The sequence below is a fragment of the Methylobacterium sp. C1 genome, from assembly GCF_001854385.1.
Classification (GTDB): domain Bacteria; phylum Pseudomonadota; class Alphaproteobacteria; order Rhizobiales; family Beijerinckiaceae; genus Methylobacterium; species Methylobacterium radiotolerans.
Map to the genome: position 1 here is coordinate 4,420,109 of NZ_CP017640.1, position 16,785 is coordinate 4,436,893.

Sequence of the window (16,785 nt, forward strand, 5' to 3'; positions counted from 1 at the left end):
GTGTGCCGGGCCATGCCCGTCCGGGGGCGGCACGCCCTGTCGCTCGCCGTCCTGGCAGCCTGCCTGACGATCACCGCGATCGGAGCGCTGGCGGCCGAGCTGACCTTCCCGGCGCTGACCGGCCGCGTGGTCGACGCGGCCGGCATCCTGACGCCGGAGCAGCGCGGCACCCTCGAGGCCAAGCTCAAGGCCCACGAGGACAAGACCTCGGACCAGGTGGTCGTCGCCACGGTGCCGAACCTGCAGGGCACGACCGTCGAGGACTACGCCAACCGCCTGTTCCGGGACTGGAAGCTCGGGCAGGCCAAGACCGACAACGGCGTCCTGCTGCTGGTGGCGCCGAGCGAGCGGAAGGTCCGGATCGAGGTCGGCTACGGCCTGGAGGGGGCGCTGACCGACGCCCTGTCCAAGGTGATCATCGCGGGCGCCATCACGCCGCGCTTCAAGACCGGCGACTATTTCGGCGGCCTCGACGCCGGCGTCGACGGCATCCTGTCGATCCTGGCCGGCGACGCGCAGGAGTGGCAGCGCAAGCCGCAGGTGCGGGCCGACGAGGTCGATCCCGCCCAGGTGGCGGTCTTCGTCGCCCTGTTCCTGATCGTGCTCTTCGTCGCGTGGCGCATGAGCCGGGGCGGCCGGTCGAGGCCCGGCGGCCTCGTCATCCTGCCGGGGCCCGGCTCGGGCGGGTGGGGCGGCGGCTTCTCGGACGGCGGCTCGGGCGGCTCCTCGGGCGGTTTCGACGGTGGATTTTCCGGCGGCGGCGGCTCGTCGGGCGGCGGAGGGGCCTCCGGTGACTGGTAGACGCGCGGCCGTGCTGACTCCGGAGGCGCGGGACCGGCTCGCCCGCGCGGTCGGGCACGCGGAGGCCGGGACCTCCGGCGAGATCGTCGTGATGGTGAGCCGGCGCGCCGGCGCCTACCGCTCGATCGTGCTGCTCACCGCGCTCGTCGCGGCGCTGGTCCTGCCCTGGCCGCTGATCGCCCTGACCGCCTGGACCGCCGCGTCGATCCTGCTGGCGCAGGCGGGCGTCGTGGCGGCGATCCTGGTGGCGAGCCAGAACGAGCGGCTGCGCATGGCCCTGGTGCCGCGCCGCCTGCGCCGCGCCCGCGCCCGCGAGGCGGCCCGGCGGGCCTTCTGGTCGCGCGGCCTGAGCCTGACGCGCCGGCGCACCGGGGTCCTGCTCTACCTGTCGCTCGCCGAGCGGCACGCCGAGATCGTCAGCGACCTCGGCGTCCTGCGGGAGATCCCGCCGGCCGCCTGGGACGGGATCCTCGCCGAGCTGATGCCGGCCCTCGGGCGCGGCGCGATCGAGGACGGCCTGACGACGGCGGTCGCGCGCGTCGGAGCCTGCCTGGCGGAGCATCTCCCGGCGGGTCCGGGCGACCCCGACGAGCTGCCGAACCGGGTCGTCGTGGTCGACTGACGGCGCCCCGACCGTCGCGGCCGGGTGCCGTCAGCCATCGTCCGGACGGAGGACGCGCCGCGTGCCGGCGGCACGCACGATGGCTGTGGCCTGTGACACTCCGATATTGCGTCGGACTTCAACCGGATGCCATGGTGCGGCGCCGCACGAAGCACCCTCCGGTTGTGTAACTGCGCTGGACCGGCCGCGATTTCCCCTGTGAGTCCGGCGCGCCGGGGGCCACGGGGCGCCCGCGGATGAAGGCGTCGGCACCCGAGCAGGGGCGACGCCGGCCCGACCGGCGGCGCTCGAGGAGGCCGTGATGAAGATCCTGATCGCCGCGACGCCGCTCACCGGCCACGTGAATCCGCTCCTCGCCATCGGGCGGACGGCGGCCGCCCGGGGCGACGACGTCCTCGTGCTCACCGACCCGACCTTCCGGCCGAAGGTCGAGGCGGCGGGCCTGCGCTTCACGCCCTACGCCGACGATCACGCGGCCGAGTACCGCGAGACCGACCTGCCGGCCGGCCCGGAGCGCTATCGCCGCGAGTTCGAGCGCCGGTTCGTGGATCCCATGCCGGTCCAGGCCGCCGCCCTGCGGGCGCTGATCGCGGCCGAGGCCCCCGACGTAATCCTGGCCGGCAGCATGTTCCTGGGCGCGCTGCCGCTACTCCTCGACAGCGCGCCGCGGCCGCCGATCGTGACCGTCAACGTCAGCATCCTGTTCCTCGACCGGCCCGACCACGCCCCCGTGGGCCTCGGCCTGCCACCGGCCCGCGACCGGGACGACCTGGTCCGCTACGCCACCCTGAAGGCCGGCATGGATGCGGCCTTCGTCAACCCGGTCCGGGCCTACACGGACGCGAAGCTCGCGGCGCTCGGCCTGCCGCCCCTGCCGGCCTCCCTGCCCCACTCCATCGTGATCCTGCCGGACCTGTTCCTGCAGCCGACCGTGCCGGGCTTCGAGTACGATTACGGCACCCTGCCGCCGGGCCTGCGCTTCATCGGCCTGCTCCAGCCGCCGACGCCGCCCGCGCCGCTGCCGGAGTGGTGGCCGGCGCTGGAGGCGGCGAACGCGGCGGGCCGGCCCGTCGTGCTGGTCACCCAGGGCACGCTGGCCAACGCGGATCTCGGCGAGCTGGTCGAGCCGACCCTGACCGCCCTGGCCGACCGGGACGATCTGCTGGTCCTGGCCACCACCGGCGGTCGGCCCGTGGACGCGCTGGCGGTTCCGGTCCCGGCCAATGCCCGGGTGTCGTGCTTCCTGCCGTTCCGCGAATTGCTGCCGCGGGTGAGCGTGCTCGTGACCAACGGCGGCTACGGGAGCGTCTCGCAGGCGCTCGCCGCCGGGGTGCCGATCGTCTCGGCCGGCCTGACGGAGGACAAGGCGGAGGTGAACGCGCGCATCGGCTGGTCCGGCGTCGGGATCAACCTCGGAACCAACGCGCCGACCCCGGAGGCGGTCGGCGCCGCGGTGGCGCGCGTGCTCGACGAGCCCGACTTCCGCGCGCGCGCCGGCGCGATGCGGGACGCCTTCGCGGCGCGGGACGCCATGGCGTCGATCCTGACCGCGGTGGACGATCTCGCGCGCGCCCGGGGCAAGGCCGATAACGGGGCCGCGCGCCCGCTCGCGAGGTCGGCATGAAGCCGGCCTCCGACACCGCGGCGCTCCGGGTCGTCGTGGATCTCAACCGCTGCCAGGGCTACGCCCAGTGCTGCTACGCCGCGCCGGACGCCTTCGCGCTCCGCGGCCACGAGATCCTGTTCTACGATCCCGCGCCGCCGGCCGAGCGGCGCGGCGCCATCGAGCGGGCGCTGCAGGCCTGCCCGGTCCGCGCCATCAGCCTCCAGGCCGGCCCGGACGACGGGGGCGCGCCGTGACTCCCGAACCCGCCGGCATCGTCGTGGTCGGGGCCTCCCTCGCCGGCCTGCGCGGTGCCGAGGCGCTGCGGCGGGGCGGCTACGACGGGCCGCTCACCCTGGTCGGCGCCGAGCCGCACCGCCCCTACGACCGCCCGCCCCTGTCGAAGCACGTGCTCGCCGGGGAGCTCGCCGCCGACGCGACCCGGCTGCCAGAACTGGCCGAGCTCCGCGCCCGCTGGCGTCTCGGGAGCCCGGCCGTCGCCCTCGACCGGGCGGCCCGCACGCTCCGGCTCGCCGACGGGTCGACGCTCGCCTACGAGTCCCTGCTCATCGCCACCGGCGCCGAGGCCCGGCCCTGGCCGGCCGAGACCGGTGGCGGGCTCGCCGGCATCTTCACCCTGCGCGGGCGCGACGACGCGGCCGCCCTGCGGGACGCCCTGGTGGCGCGCCCGCGGCAGGTGCTGATCGTGGGCGGCGGCCTGATCGGCTGCGAGGCGGCCTCCTGCCTGTGCGATCTGGGCCTGCCCGTGACCCTGGTCGACCCGAACGCCGCGCCCCTGGCCCGGGGTCTCGGGACCTTCGTCGGCAGCGTGATCGCCGAGTGCGTGCGCGCGTCCGGCGCCACGTTCCGTCCCGGCGCGACGGTGCGGGCGTTCGAGGGCGACGCGTCCGGGCACATCGCCCGGGCCCGCCTGGCGGACGGCAGCACCATCGAGACCAACCTGGTCATCGTCGCCCTGGGGGCGACCCGGGCGACGGGCTGGCTGCGGGGTGCGGGCCTGCGCGCGGATGCCAGCGGCGTGACCTGCGACGCGGCCTGCCGGGTCCTCGACGCCGACGGGGTGCCCTGCCCGGACATCTACGCCGCGGGCGACGTCGCCCGGTGGCCGATCCCGCTCTACGGCAACCGCCTGATCGCCGTGGAGCACTGGGGCAACGCCGTCGAGCAGGCCGCCCACGCCGCGCGCAACATGCTGGCCGGGCCCGGCGACCAGCGCCCCTACGGTCACCTGCCGGCCTTCTGGTCGAGCCAGTTCGGGATCAACATCAAGCTGGTCGGCCTCCCCGAAGGGGCCGATTCCGTGGCGGTGGTGCAGGGTTCGCGGGCCTCCCGGCGCTTCCTCGCCGTGTACGGCCGCGCCGGGCGCAGCATCGCGGCCGTCTCGTTCGATCAGGCCCGCTGGCTGCCGGCCTACGCGGAGGCGATCACGGCCGGCGATCCGTTCCCGCCGATCACCGACGCCACCGACCGGCCGCGCGTCGAGATGGCGGTCCCGGGCTTCCCGCCGCACCGAGCCGCCCGGGCGCGGCCTTCCGCCGAGACCGTCCATGTCTGACGACGCGCTGTTCGCCGCCGTGATGGATCCGGCCAACCGGGCCGACCCGTACCCGCTCTATCGACGGATGCGGCAGCAGCCGGTCTCGCGCCAGCGCGACGGCAGCTACGTCGTCTCCACGCACGCGGCGATCCGCAGCCTGCTGTTCGACCCGCGGCTCAGCTCCGAGGACCTGCCGCCGCCCCGGCGGCCCCGCACCGGCAACCCGCTCAAGGACCTGATCCTCAACCCGATCAAGAACCGCATCAGCGCCACGCACCGCCCGTTCATCTTCCGCGACCCCCCGGACCACGACCGCCTGCGCAGCCTGGTGATGCGGGAATTCTCGATCGCGCGGGTGCAGGCGCTGCGGCCGCGGATCGCCCGGGAGGTGGACGGCCTGATCGACGCGTGCCGGGAGCGGCGGGAGGTCTGCCTCGTGAGCGACCTGTCCTACCCGCTGCCGGTGACGGTGATCTGCGAGCTGCTCGGCGTGCCGCGCGCGGACGAGCCGCGGTTCCAGGCCTGGGCGACGCAGCTCGCCACCGCCGTGGAGCCGGACGCGCGCCACGACGACGGGACCCGGCGCCAGATCGTCGGCGCCTTCGACGAGATCGCCGCCTACATGCGCGACCTCATCCGCGAGAAGCGCCGCCGCCCGGCGGACGACATGCTGAGCGGCCTCGCCGCCCCCGGCCCGGACGGCCGGAAGCAGATGAGCGACTTCGACCTGCTGTCGACGGCGGTCCTGCTGCTGGTCGCGGGTCACGAGACCACCGTGAACCTCATCACCAACGCCATGCTGACCCTGCTCCGGCATCCCGCGGAGCTGGAGCGGCTCAAGGCCGATCCCGAGCGGGCCCCGCGGCTGATCGAGGAGGTCCTGCGCTACGAGCCGCCGGTGCATTTCCGGACCCGCAAGGCCCTCGGCGCGATCGCGGTGGCCGGCGAGATGATTCCCAAGGGCGCGCCCGTCATCCTGATGTTCGCGGCCGCGAACCGCGATCCCGACCGGTTCGCGGCGCCCGACCGTTTCGATCCCGACCGGGGCGACATCGAGCATTTCGGCTTCGGCGGGGGCCTGCACTACTGCGTCGGCGCACCCCTGGCGCGGCTCGAGGCCGAGATCGCCCTGATTGCGCTCAGCCGCCGCCTCGTCGCCCCGCGGCTCGCGGTCGATCCGCCGCCCTACCGGCCGGGCGCGTCGCTCCGGGGGCCCGAGCAGCTGCGGATCGGCATCGACGGCGTCGCCTGACCCTGGCCGTGCCCGCGCGACTCGTGAAGCGGCGGTAAACGGGTCTGTTTCACGTGAAACATTCGTAAACCCCTTCGCCCCGAGGCGGGGCGCGCCGCCGCCGGAACTTGGCCGTGCCGAAGCGGGCTTTACGGGAGAACGGCCGAGTTGGCCGCGACCCCGAGAGCTTCCGGAGACACGACGCATGAAGGCACTGTGCTGGCACGGCCGCAACGACATCCGCTGCGACACGGTCCCAGATCCGGTCATCGAGGATTCCCGCGACGTCATCATCAAGGTCACGAGCTGCGCGATCTGCGGCTCGGACCTGCACCTGATGGACGGCCTGATGCCGACCATGAAGAGCGGCGACGTCCTCGGCCACGAGTTCATGGGCGAGGTCGTCGAGGTCGGACAGGGCTTCACCAAGTTCAAGAAGGGCGACCGGATCGTCGTGCCCTTCAACATCAATTGCGGCGCGTGCCGCCAGTGCAAGCTCGGCAACTACTCGGTCTGCGAGCGCTCGAACCGCAACGCCGAGATGGCGGCCGCGCAGTTCGGCTACACGACGGCCGGCCTGTTCGGCTACTCGCACCTCACCGGCGGCTACGCGGGCGGTCAGGCCGAGTACGTGCGCGTGCCCATGGCGGACGTCGCGCCCATGAAGGTGCCGGACGGCATGGACGACGAGTCCGTCCTGTTCCTCACCGACATCCTGCCGACCGGCTGGCAGGGCGCGGAGCACTGCGAGATCCGGGGCGGCGAGACGATCGCGGTCTGGGGCACCGGCCCTGTCGGCATCTTCGCGATCCAGTCGGCGAAGATCATGGGAGCCGAGCGGATCATCGCCATCGAGACCGTGCCCGAGCGGATCGCCCTCGCCCGCAAGGCCGGCGCCACCGACGTCATCGACTTCATGAACGAGGACGTGTTCGAGCGGATCAAGGAGATCACCAAGGGCCAGGGCGCCGACGGCGTGATCGACTGCGTCGGCATGGAGGCGAGCGCCGGCCACGGCGGCCTCACCGGCATGCTGTCGACGGTGCAGGAGAAGCTCACCGCCACCGAGCGGCCCTACGCGCTGGCCGAGGCCATCAAGGCGGTCCGACCCTGCGGGATCGTCTCGGTGCCCGGCGTCTACGGCGGGCCGATCCCGGTCAACATGGGCTCGATCGTCCAGAAGGGCCTGACCCTCAAGAGCGGCCAGACCCACGTGAAGCGCTACCTCGAGCCGCTGACCAAGCTGATCCAGGAGGGCAAGATCGACATGACCTCCCTGATCACACACCGCTCGCAGAACCTCGCGGAGGGGCCAGACCTCTACAAGACCTTCCGCGACAAGAAGGACGGCTGCGTGAAGGTGGTGTTCCACCTGAACTGAGGCGACGGCGCCCCGGCCACGGACCGGCCGGGGCATTCCCTCCGCCCGGCTGGTCGCGGCGTCCCGGACGCGTGTAGAGCCGGCGCCGTGCTCACCAACCGTCCGGGACATCCATGTGCAACCTCTACAGCCTGCGGACCGGCCCTGCGGACCTGCGCCGGGCCTTCGGGATCGCGGAGGATCGCACCGGAAACCTTCCGCTGTTGCCGGCTATCTTTCCCGATCAGCTGGCGCCGGTGGTCCTGAACGGCGCGACCGGCCGGGACCTCGCGATGATGCGCTGGGGCATGCCGGGGCCCAAGGCGTTCGGCGAGCATCCGATCACCAACGTGCGCAACGTCGCGAGCCCGCACTGGCGGCCCTGGCTCGGGGTCGCCCATCGCTGCCTCGTGCCGGTCAACGCCTTCAGCGAGTACGCCGACACGAAGCCGCGCAAGACGCCGGTCTGGTTCGCCCTCGACGAGGACCGGCCGCTCTTCGCCTTCGCGGGGATCTGGCGGCCCTGGACCGGCGTGCGGGGCACGAAGCGCGAGAACCCCGACCGGGTCGCCGAGGAGCACCGGCTCTTCGCCTTCCTGACCACGGAGGCGAACGGCGTCGTCGGGCCGGTCCATCCCAAGGCGATGCCGGTCCTGCTCACGAAGCCGGAGGAGTGGGCGACCTGGCTGGAGGCGCCGACCGCGGAGGCGCTGCGGCTCCAGCGCCCGCTCCCGGACGCCGCGATGCGCGAGGTCGCCCGCGGCGCCCGGTCGGACGGGCCGGAGGCCGAACCCGAGGCGTAGGCGGCGCCAGGGCCGTTCCCGATCGTGTTGCGACGATTTGGAAGGACGATGACTCCGGTTGAGATAGCCGCGCCAGGCCCCCTCTCCCGTGCGGGAGAGGGTTGGGGTGAGGGATCAGGTCCTTCCGGATCAGTCGCATCCCTCACCCTGTCCCTCTCCCGTGCGGGAGAGGGGACCCGCGCCTCGCTCGGCACGGACACGGCGATCGCCCCCGTCCCGACCCGATCGGGAACGGCGCTAGCCGCCGGCCGGCTCACCCGAGGCCCCGTTGGGCGCGGCCGACCAGCCGCGGGCCCGCCAGCGCGCCACCACGGCGGCGTTGAGCCGGGCGATGCGCGCCCGGTGCGCCTCCCAGAACGACAGCGGCCTCGCCGGAACGGCGGCGACGCGCGTCCGGTGGACGGGGCCCGCCGGCCGCGCGGCGAGGCGGTCCGGCGCGGCCGCGCGGGCGCTCGCCCGGACAGCGCGCGCCTCCGGGTCGCCGAGGATCGCCTGGGCGCGGGCGCAGTAGAGCTGCGACAGGGGCGACATCGACTCGGCGCCGTGGCCGGCCCGGTACTTCATCAGCGCGCGGCAGAGGTCGCCGTCGGCCCGGCGCCAGGCCTCGGCGAGGTAGCGGACGCCGTAGCGGACGTTGATCTCCGGCGACGCCAGCTCGGCGACCGTGCCGCGGAAGCCGAGCATCGCCGCGGTGGTCGGGCGGACCTGCATCAGCCCGACCTCGCCGACGCTGCCGACCACGGTGGGATCGTAGCCGCTCTCGATCCGCGCGACGGCGTCGGCGACCGCGAGGGGCAGGCCGGTGCCGGCGGTCTCGCGGGCGATGAGCGGCAGGAAGCGGGCGCGCGCGTCGGCGGCGACCGGTGCGGCCGCGGGCGCGGGCGGGACGGGCGGCAGCGAGGCCATGCCGACGGCGTGCACCGCCAGGAAGGTGGCGGGCCGGGCCTGCGCGGGGGCGGCGCAGGCCAGCAGCAGGAGTAGCAACGGAGCGCGCATCGGCCGCCACGGAGAGGAACCGGGACCTGTCTATCCCGGCCGCCTCAACGAAGCCTTTCGCCGGCGCGCGCCTACTGGATGGGGCCGCGGTCCCGCGCCTGCAGCAGCCGCAGGGCCTCACCCAGGACCGCGTGGAGGTCGGCCGCGCCCTGCGGGCTCAGCGGCAGGCCGACCCGCTGCCCGTGGATCGTGTCGAGGACCAGCATGGCGAGATCCTCGCCGATCAGCAGGTTGGATCCGGGCAGGCAGAGCGGCAGGACGAAATCGCCCTCGACCTCGCCGAGGGCGTCGACCGCGTCCGCGGGCCGGAAGGGCGGTTTCCGATCGGTCATCGCTCCCCTCCTCGCATGTCTCCGGGTGCGGTCTCCGGCGCCGCGGCTCAGCCGCGCTCCGGCATCCGCACCGACCGCACCGTGAGCGTGTCGATCTCCAGCGAGCCGACCTCCAGGGCGCCGACCCGGGCGCGGCCCACCGAGAGGCGGCCGATCGCGAAGGCGCCGACCGCCACGACGCCGAGGGCCGCGGCCCCGAGGGCCAGCGCGCCCAGGGCCGACGCCCCGATCGCCCCCGCGCCGACGGCGCCCGATCCCAGGATTGCTGTGTCGGGGGACGGAATCACCCCCGTCCCGTCGGGGCGGCTCTCCGTCTCCGGGACCCTCGAACGCGACATGCGGCTTCCTCTCCGAGCGGGCGATGGCGGAGCCAGCTATACCCGACGTTAACCGCGTTTTCACGCCGCCCGGGCACGATGGCGTCGATCCCGGCCGGCCCGGACCGCGCGTCCGCCGCCAGAGAGGACGTCGCCCGTGCAGCACCTGTTCCAGGCCGTCGCGATCTTCGCGTTCGGCTGCCTGCTGATCCATGCCGGTCGCGCCTACGCCCGGGCGACCACGCTCCTGCTCTCCGCGACCGCGCTGATGCTCAGCGTGACCCTCGGCACCGTGCTCTGGCAGCGGATCGGCGTCCCGGGGCGCTCCGTCGCGGCCGGCCCGTCCTACACGGTGGCGCTCGGCCAGCCCGCTCAGGAGAGCCGGGCCCGGTAGGACCCGGCGATCGTCGCCTCGGCCTCCGCCACGTCGGCCGCCGCGGTCCGGCCGGACCGGATGCGGCCGGGGCTCGGGAACGTGTCGCGCGCGACGCGCCGGTCGAGCGGCATCAGGGCCAGACGCGGATCGCCACCGGGCGGCGCAGCAGGTCGCGGTCGGAGGTGATCGTGCAGCCCTCGGTGCGCAGGCTCGCGTAGGTCAGGAGCGCCCGGTCGCCGACATCGTCGAAATTGCGGCCCCGCGCGTCCGGGTCGAGGAGCGACGGGTAGGCCAGGAGCGGCGCCGTCGCCGCGCAGGGGTCTTCGTAGAGGGTCGCGCCCTCGAGGAGCAGGCGCGGGCTGTCCCAGGTGATCAGGTCCCGGGAGGTCGTCCAGTAGAAGCCGGACCGGGGAAAGCCCTCCCCCGCCTTCGCCATGAACACGGCGATCCAGGCGCCCGTGCCGCGGTGCCGGACGACGGCGCCGACCGGGCCCGGGAACGGCCCGACCGGCCGGCAGGTGGCCGTGTTCGGGCGGGCGGCGCGGTAGGGATCCGGGAAGGCGGCGGTGAAGCCGGTGCCGGTCCAGGCCCGCCAGCGGGTCGGGTCGGCCGGGTCGTCGCTGCGGAACAGGCAGACCCCCGCCTCCTGATCGCTGCCCGGTCGGGTCCAGCCGGTCGTCGAGGCGAGGAAGTAGCGCCACGTCCCGTCGGCCACGATATTCGACGGGTTGAAGAAGCCGCGGTGGCGGCCCTGGTCGACCTCCTGCCGGAACGGCGCCCCGGCGACCACGGCGGGCGGGCTCTGCCGCCGGAAGCTGCGGCCGCCATCCGTCGAGGCGGCGGCCGTGATCGTGTTGTACCAGCAGGCCATGTAGTTGGCGGCCGGGCAGCGGCCGGGATGCTCGTTCGCCTGGTACTCGTGGTGGAGGAGCGCGGCCACGCGGGTCCCGTCCTCGGTCCAGGTCGCGGTGATCCAGGAGCGGTCGTCGTAGGCCGCGGGATCGGGCTTCTCGCCCGAATCGAGCACCACCGCGCAGTCGAGCTTGAGATGGCCGAGGTCGGGGCCGCGCAGCGCCCGGTTGCGGTAGTGCATCCCGTAGAGCGCCACCGAGCCCGACGCGTCCCGGAAGGCGCGCGCCGGCGCGTCGGGCACGTCGGCGCCGTCGCAGGCGTCGCGCCCCGCCTTGAAGACGAGCGCGGGCGGCCCGACCAGGGTCAGGGCCGAGAGCGGCGGCTCCGGCGCGGCCGCGGCTCTGTGCGGGAGGAGCGGCAAGAGCGCCAGGAGGAGCGCCAGGAGGAGCGCCGGGAGGATCCGCCGCGCGGCCGCTCCGGCTCCGAGGCGGCACGCGGCGCGCGCTCGTCCGGCGATCCGATCCGCCCAACCCATGGTCGCCACTCGGCTGCGTCCCGGCCGCGCCTGGACAAACAGGCGGAGATTCGCTTGAGAACCATTACAGAGTGCTTGCCGCCGACCGGACCCGCGCGGCCCGACCGAAAGTCATCCATGGTTCTCCTGATCCTCGGGCTGGTGCTGTTCCTCGGCACGCACGCCTTCTCGATGGCCCGCACCCGGCGCGCCGCGATCGTCGGCCGGATCGGCGAGGGCCGCTACAAGCTCGGCTACACCGCCCTGTCGCTGCTCGGGCTCGTGCTGATCGGGATCGGCTTCCACGACTATCGGCTCGCCGGCTACATCCCGGTCTGGGACCCGCCCGTCTGGACACGCCACCTCGCCCTGACGCTGGTCTGGCTCGCCTTCGTGTGCCTCGCGGCCGCCTACCTGCCGGGCCATATCCGCGCCAAGGCCAAGCACCCGATGCTGCTCGCCGTGAAGATCTGGGCGACGGCGCACCTGCTCGCCAACGGCGATCTCGGCTCCATGCTCCTGTTCGGCGGCTTCCTCGCCTGGGCGGTGACCGCCCGGATCAGCGCCAAGCGCCGGGGCCTCGCCCCCGGGGCGGTCGCGGCCCAGCACGGCGGTCCGGCGGCGGCGCCCCTGGGCTGGCGCAACGACGTCCTGGCCCTGGTGGTCGGCACGGCCGCGTGGTTCGTCTTCGCCCGCTACCTGCACTACCCGGTGATCGGCGTTCCGGTCTGGCCGGGCAGCGCGGCCTGAGCCGGCACCCGCGGCGGCACCTGAGACATGGCCTGTCGCCAACCCGGCGCCCGTGTGTTAGGCGCGGGGCCCGAACGAGACGAGGTGGTCCGCTGAAATCATGCGGGCCGGGATAGAATGGCCGAGAACAACGAGTTCCTTCGCGAGGTCGACGAGGATTACCGCCGCGACCGGATCCTCCAGATCTGGAAGCGCTACAGCGGCGTGATCATCGCGCTCGCCGTGCTCGTGGTGGCGGGTGTGGCGGGCTGGCGCTACTGGCAGGCCCAGCAGCGCGCGGCGGCCGAGGTCGCCTCGGTGCAGTTCGACGACGCCAACCGCCTCGCCAAGGACGGCAAGGTCGCGGAGGCCGACAAGGCCTTCGAGACGCTGGAGGCGCAGGGCCCGGCGGGCTACCGGCTGCTCGCCCGGTTCCGGGCGGCGGCCGAGACCGGCAAGCGCGATCCGGCGGCCGGGGCGGCGGAGTTCGACAAGCTCGCCGACGATACCGGCCTCGGCGACGGCCTGCGCGACCTCGCGCGCCTGCGCGCCGCGCTGCTGCGCCTCGACGGGCCGAACCCGGACCCGGCGCTCGCCAACCTCCAGGGCCTCGCCGCCGGGACGCCGTTCCGCCACACCGCCCGCGAGATGCTGGGCCTCGCCGCCCTGAAGAAGGGCGATTACGAGGACGCCAGCCGCTGGTTCGACCAGATCGTGGCCGATCCCGACACGCCGCGGAACCTGCGCGAGCGGATCGAGGTCTACGCGGCGATCGTCGCGGGCGGTCCCGTGACGGTGACCGCCGCCAAGCCCGAGCCCGCCGCGCCGCCCCCGCCGATCACGCGCTGATCCTTCGTCCGGACTGTTTCGAGAACCACCATGGATATGCCGACCGTCGCGATCGTCGGGAGGCCGAACGTCGGCAAGTCGACCCTGTTCAACCGCCTCGTGGGCAAGAAGCTCGCGCTGGTCGACGACCGCCCGGGCGTGACCCGCGACCGGCGCGAGGGCGACGTCGCGTTCGGCGGCCTCGAGTTCCGGGTGATCGACACCGCCGGCCTGGAAGAGGCCGACGCCGCGAGCCTCACCGGCCGGATGCGCATGCAGACCGAGGCGGCGATCCTCGCCGCCGACGTGGTGCTGTTCGTGATCGACGCCCGCGCCGGCGTGCTGCCGGCCGACCAGCCCTTCGCCGAGCTGGTGCGCCGCGCCGGCTGCCCGGTGATCCTGATCGCCAACAAGGCCGAGGGCGGCGCCGGCCTCGCCGGGGCCTACGAGGCCTTCACCCTCGGGCTCGGCGACCCGATCCCGTTCTCCGCCGAGCACGGCGAGGGTCTGGGCGAGCTGCACGAGGCGCTCAAGGGCGCCCTGCCCCAGCGCGACGCGGACGAGGATCCGGACGACGCCCCCGGCGGCCGGGCCCTGAAGGTCGCGATCGTCGGCCGCCCGAATGCCGGCAAGTCGACCCTGATCAACCGCATGCTCGGCGAGGACCGGCTGCTCGTCGGCCCCGAGGCCGGCATCACCCGGGACTCGATCTCCCTGGACTGGGAGTGGCGCGGGCGGCGGATCAAGCTGCACGACACGGCCGGGATGCGCCGCCGCGCCCGGATCGACGACAAGCTGGAGAAGCTCGCGATCTCGGACGGGTTGCGCGCCGTGCGCTTCGCCGAGGTCGTGGTGGTGCTCCTCGACGCGACGATCCCGTTCGAGAAGCAGGACCTGACGATCGTCGACCTCGTCGAGAGCGAGGGCCGCGCCCTGGTGATCGGCCTCAACAAGTGGGACCTGGTCGCCGACCAGCCGGGCCTGCTCAAGCAGCTGCGCGAGGATTGCACCCGGCTGCTGCCGCAGGTGCGCGGCGTCGCGGTCGTGCCGCTCTCCGGCCTCGCCGGCGACGGCGTCGACAAGCTGATGCAGGCGGTGGTGCAGGCCGCCGAGGTCTGGGACCGGCGCGTCTCCACCTCGCGCATCAACGACTGGCTGAACGAGGCGACCTCCCGCAACCCGCCCCCCGCGGTATCGGGGCGGCGGATCAAGATCCGCTACGCCACCCAGGTGAAGAGCCGGCCGCCCCACTTCGCGCTGTTCGGCAACCAGCTCAACGCCCTGCCGAAATCCTACACGCGCTACCTCGTGAACGGCCTGCGCGAGGCGTTCGACCTGCCGGGCACGCCGATCCGCCTGTCCCTGCGGACCTCGCAGAACCCGTTCGACAAGGGCTGATCCAACCTCCGCTCGTGATGACGGAGGCGATGCGGCAGCCCTGCGCAGCCCTCAGCGCGCCGCGTCGGCGATCCAGTCCACCGCGGCCGCCAGCGCGGCGCGCTCGTCCTGACCCGCGGTGAGCGCGGCCTCGTAGGCCGCGACCTGCCCGTCGGCGCTGGTCCCCTCGGCCACGATCGCCCGGGCGCGGGCCACGTCCGCCGCGCAGCCGAGGGCGTCCGCGTCCTCGGCGACGAGCGTGAGCATCGCCTCCAGCGCCTCGGCGAACGGCACGGCCTCGCCGCGCGCCTCGTCGATCAGGGACGCGGCCACGCCGCTGTGCTGGGCCCGCCAGAGGTTCTCCGAGGCCAGCGCCCGCGAGACGCCGTCGAGGCCGGCGTGGAGCTCCGGCCGGCGCACGCACAGGCGCACGAGGCAGCGGAACAGGGCGGCGATGCAGAGCGAATCGTCGAGGCGCGTGCAGGCGTCGGCGATGCGCAGCTCCAGCGTCGGGAACTTGATGGAGGGGCGCAGCGACCACCACAGGAAGCTCGCGTCCGCGATCGCGCCCGACCGGGTCATGATGGCGACGAACCGCGCGTGGGCGGCGGCGTCGGCGAAGAGTTCCGGCAGGCCGGTGCGCGGCAATTCCCCGAAGACGCTGAGCCGGTAGGCCCGCAGGCCCGTCGCCTCGCCCTGCCAGAACGGCGAGGAGGCCGACAGCGCGAGCAGCAGCGGCTGGAACGGCAGCAGCCGGTTCATCAGGTCGACGCGGGCCTCGGGGTCCGGCACCTCGACGTGGACGTGCATCCCGCAGATCAGCGCCCGCCGCGCCGCGATGCCGACATCCGACAGGATGCCCTTGTAGCGCGCGCCGTCGGTGGCGGTCTGGCGCGACCAGCGGGCGAGGGGGTGCGTGCCGCAGGCCAGCAGCCGCAGGCCGCTCTCGGCGGCGATGCCGGCGAGCTGCCGCCGCTGGCCGCCGAGATTCTCCCGGGCGGCCGCCGCGTCGGTGAGCGGCGGCGTGCAGAGCTCGACCTGCGCGGCGACCAGCTCGCGGCCCGTCTCGGGCAGCTCCGCCTCCACCCGCGCGTGGAACGCGGCGAGGTCGCCCCGCGGCGTCCCGCGGGTCTCGGCATCGGCCAGGAAGTACTCCTCCTCGATGCCGAAGCGGTAGCTCGGGGCGCTCATCGTGGTCTCCGGAAAACGCGACGCGTGCGCGCCAACGCGCCGGATTGCAGGAAGGTGCCGCTCAGGGCGTCCGCAGCGGCCCGCCGACCAGCCAGGCCGGGTCGAACCAGCGGTCGGCCTCGCCGTCGTAGGGCAGGCGCGTGATGTCCCAGTGCTGGATGTACCGCGCGTAGACGTTCCACACCGCGATCCCGCCGCCGACGAAGATCCGCCGCCCGGGATAGCGCTTGAGCACCGCCTCCGGATCCTCGTGGCTGCGGATCACGTCGATGGTGCGGTCCTTGAAGGCGAATTCGGGCACCGAGGCCACCGTCTTCGGCCCGGCGATCAGCACGTGGCCCATGGTCAGGGCGAAGAAGCGCGTGACGTCCTCCACGAAGAGCGGGTCGGTGTTGCCCTCCCAGGGCAGGTGGCCGTTGAGGCCGAGCTGGCCCCGCAGGCCGATCGCGCAGATGCAGCGGACGTCGATCATCGCAAATCCCAAACCCGGCGGGCTCCGCCCGCCACCCGCCGGGGCCGCAGGCCCCGGACCCCTTTACTCGGGCGCGCGGAAACGCAGCACCCGGTCGGTGGGGAAATCGTAGAGCTTCCCGGTCTCGGCCCAGTCCGGCGCGGCGAGCCGCACGAAATGGGGGGCGAGGTCCTCGGGCGTCCGGAGGGTCTCGGGGTCCTCGCCCGGCATGGCCGAGCGGCGCATGCCGGTCCGCAGGGGGCCCGGATTGAGCAGCATGGCCCGGATCGCCGTGGTCTCGTTCTCGGCCGCGTAGGTCCGCACCAGGGCCTCCAGCGCCGCCTTGGAGACCGAGTAGGGTCCCCAGTAGGGCCGGCATTTCGAGGCCGCTCCCGACGAGACGAAGATCGCGCGACCCGCGTCCGACATGCGCAGCAGCGGGTCGAGGGAGCGGATCAGGCGCCAGTTGGCGGTGACGTTCACGTCCATCACCTGCCCCCAGATCTTCGGGGTGATGTGGCCGATCGGCATGAGCGCGCCCAGGATCCCGGCATTGGCGACCAGGATGTCGAGGCGCTTCCAGCGCTCGTTGATCGCCGCGCCGAGGCGGTCGATCGCGTCGTAATCGGCGAGGTCGAACGGCACGAGGGTGGCGCTGGAGCCGGCGGCGCGGATCGCGTCGTCGAGCTCCTCCAGGGCGCCCACGGTCCGGGCCACCGCGATGACGTGCGCGCCGGCCCCGGCCAAAGCCAGGGCGGCGGCGCGCCCGATGCCGCGCGATGCGCCGGTGACGACCGCGACGCGGCCTTCCAGGGTTCTCTGAGACTCAGCCATGGCGAGGACC

At 73.9% G+C, this 16,785-nt stretch carries 20 protein-coding genes; 12 read left to right on the forward strand and 8 right to left on the reverse strand.

Going from position 1 to position 16,785, the window contains the following annotated elements:
- The first annotated feature begins 12 nt into the window (after nt 1–12).
- The 8 genes from BKE41_RS20440 to BKE41_RS20475 all read left to right on the forward strand — a co-directional run bounded on the left by BKE41_RS20440 (nt 13) and on the right by BKE41_RS20475 (nt 7,978).
- Nucleotides 13–801, forward strand: coding sequence for a TPM domain-containing protein (locus BKE41_RS20440; RefSeq protein ID WP_059409932.1), 789 nt, complete (start codon nt 13–15; stop codon nt 799–801).
- Complete coding sequence (locus BKE41_RS20445; RefSeq protein WP_029361370.1) at nt 791–1,423, forward strand: TPM domain-containing protein; 633 nt, start codon at nt 791–793, stop codon at nt 1,421–1,423. Before BKE41_RS20440 ends, BKE41_RS20445 begins: the two co-directional genes overlap by 11 nt.
- Before the next feature lie 301 nt (nt 1,424–1,724).
- Nucleotides 1,725–3,047, forward strand: coding sequence for a glycosyltransferase (locus BKE41_RS20450; RefSeq protein ID WP_058621153.1), 1,323 nt, complete (start codon nt 1,725–1,727; stop codon nt 3,045–3,047).
- Nucleotides 3,044–3,283, forward strand: coding sequence for a ferredoxin (locus BKE41_RS20455; protein ID WP_012320809.1), 240 nt, complete (start codon nt 3,044–3,046; stop codon nt 3,281–3,283). Before BKE41_RS20450 ends, BKE41_RS20455 begins: the two co-directional genes overlap by 4 nt.
- The gene (locus BKE41_RS20460) at nt 3,280–4,602 is read left to right on the forward strand and encodes an FAD-dependent oxidoreductase (protein WP_071000034.1); all 1,323 of its coding nucleotides are present in this window, start codon (nt 3,280–3,282) and stop codon (nt 4,600–4,602) included. The genes BKE41_RS20455 and BKE41_RS20460 overlap by 4 nt, the downstream gene beginning before the upstream one ends.
- On the forward strand, nt 4,595–5,836 hold the full coding sequence (locus tag BKE41_RS20465; protein ID WP_071000035.1) for a cytochrome P450: 1,242 nt from the start codon (nt 4,595–4,597) through the stop codon (nt 5,834–5,836). Before BKE41_RS20460 ends, BKE41_RS20465 begins: the two co-directional genes overlap by 8 nt.
- A 184-nt stretch (nt 5,837–6,020) precedes the next feature.
- The gene (locus BKE41_RS20470) at nt 6,021–7,196 is read left to right on the forward strand and encodes a zinc-dependent alcohol dehydrogenase (protein ID WP_012320812.1); all 1,176 of its coding nucleotides are present in this window, start codon (nt 6,021–6,023) and stop codon (nt 7,194–7,196) included.
- Nucleotides 7,197–7,309: 113 nt separating this feature from the next.
- A complete protein-coding gene (locus tag BKE41_RS20475; protein ID WP_012320813.1) occupies nt 7,310–7,978 on the forward strand; it encodes an SOS response-associated peptidase in 669 nt (222 codons plus the stop codon).
- Nucleotides 7,979–8,215: 237 nt separating this feature from the next.
- Here the strand turns inward: BKE41_RS20475 and BKE41_RS20480 are convergent, their stop codons facing one another.
- The 3 genes from BKE41_RS20480 to BKE41_RS20490 all read right to left on the reverse strand — a co-directional run bounded on the left by BKE41_RS20480 (nt 8,216) and on the right by BKE41_RS20490 (nt 9,644).
- Nucleotides 8,216–8,974 carry a transglycosylase SLT domain-containing protein gene (locus tag BKE41_RS20480; protein ID WP_071000036.1) on the reverse strand — a complete coding sequence of 253 codons (759 nt, stop codon included), beginning with the start codon at nt 8,972–8,974 and terminating at the stop codon, nt 8,216–8,218.
- Between the two features lie 71 nt (nt 8,975–9,045).
- A complete protein-coding gene (locus BKE41_RS20485) occupies nt 9,046–9,306 on the reverse strand; it encodes a hypothetical protein (protein ID WP_012320815.1) in 261 nt (86 codons plus the stop codon).
- 47 nt (nt 9,307–9,353) lie between these two features.
- Nucleotides 9,354–9,644, reverse strand: coding sequence for a hypothetical protein (locus tag BKE41_RS20490; protein WP_012320816.1), 291 nt, complete (start codon nt 9,642–9,644; stop codon nt 9,354–9,356).
- A 136-nt stretch (nt 9,645–9,780) separates the two neighbouring features.
- Here BKE41_RS20490 and BKE41_RS20495 point away from each other — a divergent pair, with 136 nt between their 5' ends.
- The gene (locus BKE41_RS20495; protein ID WP_012320817.1) at nt 9,781–10,017 is read left to right on the forward strand and encodes a hypothetical protein; all 237 of its coding nucleotides are present in this window, start codon (nt 9,781–9,783) and stop codon (nt 10,015–10,017) included.
- Here BKE41_RS20495 and BKE41_RS32470 read toward each other — a convergent pair.
- A complete protein-coding gene (locus BKE41_RS32470; RefSeq protein WP_268821199.1) occupies nt 9,996–10,130 on the reverse strand; it encodes a hypothetical protein in 135 nt (44 codons plus the stop codon). The two genes, BKE41_RS20495 and BKE41_RS32470, sit on opposite strands and share 22 nt — an antisense overlap.
- Complete coding sequence (locus BKE41_RS20500) at nt 10,130–11,386, reverse strand: hypothetical protein (protein ID WP_245295819.1); 1,257 nt, start codon at nt 11,384–11,386, stop codon at nt 10,130–10,132. The genes BKE41_RS32470 and BKE41_RS20500 overlap by 1 nt, the downstream gene beginning before the upstream one ends.
- A gap of 117 nt (nt 11,387–11,503) precedes the next feature.
- Here BKE41_RS20500 and BKE41_RS20505 point away from each other — a divergent pair, with 117 nt between their 5' ends.
- From BKE41_RS20505 to der, 3 genes are all read left to right on the forward strand, one after another.
- Nucleotides 11,504–12,115 (forward strand): NnrU family protein, encoded by a 612-nt coding sequence (locus BKE41_RS20505; RefSeq protein WP_029360714.1) that lies wholly within the window; start codon nt 11,504–11,506, stop codon nt 12,113–12,115.
- A gap of 117 nt (nt 12,116–12,232) precedes the next feature.
- Nucleotides 12,233–12,943: a tetratricopeptide repeat protein gene (locus tag BKE41_RS20510; RefSeq protein WP_024829077.1), complete on the forward strand. Its 711-nt coding sequence runs from the start codon at nt 12,233–12,235 to the stop codon at nt 12,941–12,943.
- A 30-nt stretch (nt 12,944–12,973) separates the two neighbouring features.
- On the forward strand, nt 12,974–14,320 hold the full coding sequence (der, locus tag BKE41_RS20515) for a ribosome biogenesis GTPase Der (protein WP_071000037.1): 1,347 nt from the start codon (nt 12,974–12,976) through the stop codon (nt 14,318–14,320).
- Between the two features lie 51 nt (nt 14,321–14,371).
- Here der and BKE41_RS20520 read toward each other — a convergent pair whose 3' ends face one another.
- From BKE41_RS20520 to BKE41_RS20530, 3 genes are all read right to left on the reverse strand, one after another.
- Entirely contained in the window at nt 14,372–15,490 is a 1,119-nt protein-coding gene (locus tag BKE41_RS20520; protein WP_053620813.1) for a carboxylate-amine ligase, read from the reverse strand.
- A gap of 61 nt (nt 15,491–15,551) precedes the next feature.
- On the reverse strand, nt 15,552–15,962 hold the full coding sequence (locus BKE41_RS20525) for a dihydrofolate reductase (protein ID WP_024829075.1): 411 nt from the start codon (nt 15,960–15,962) through the stop codon (nt 15,552–15,554).
- 63 nt (nt 15,963–16,025) lie between these two features.
- A complete protein-coding gene (locus BKE41_RS20530; RefSeq protein WP_012320824.1) occupies nt 16,026–16,775 on the reverse strand; it encodes an SDR family NAD(P)-dependent oxidoreductase in 750 nt (249 codons plus the stop codon).
- Nucleotides 16,776–16,785: the final 10 nt, after the last annotated feature.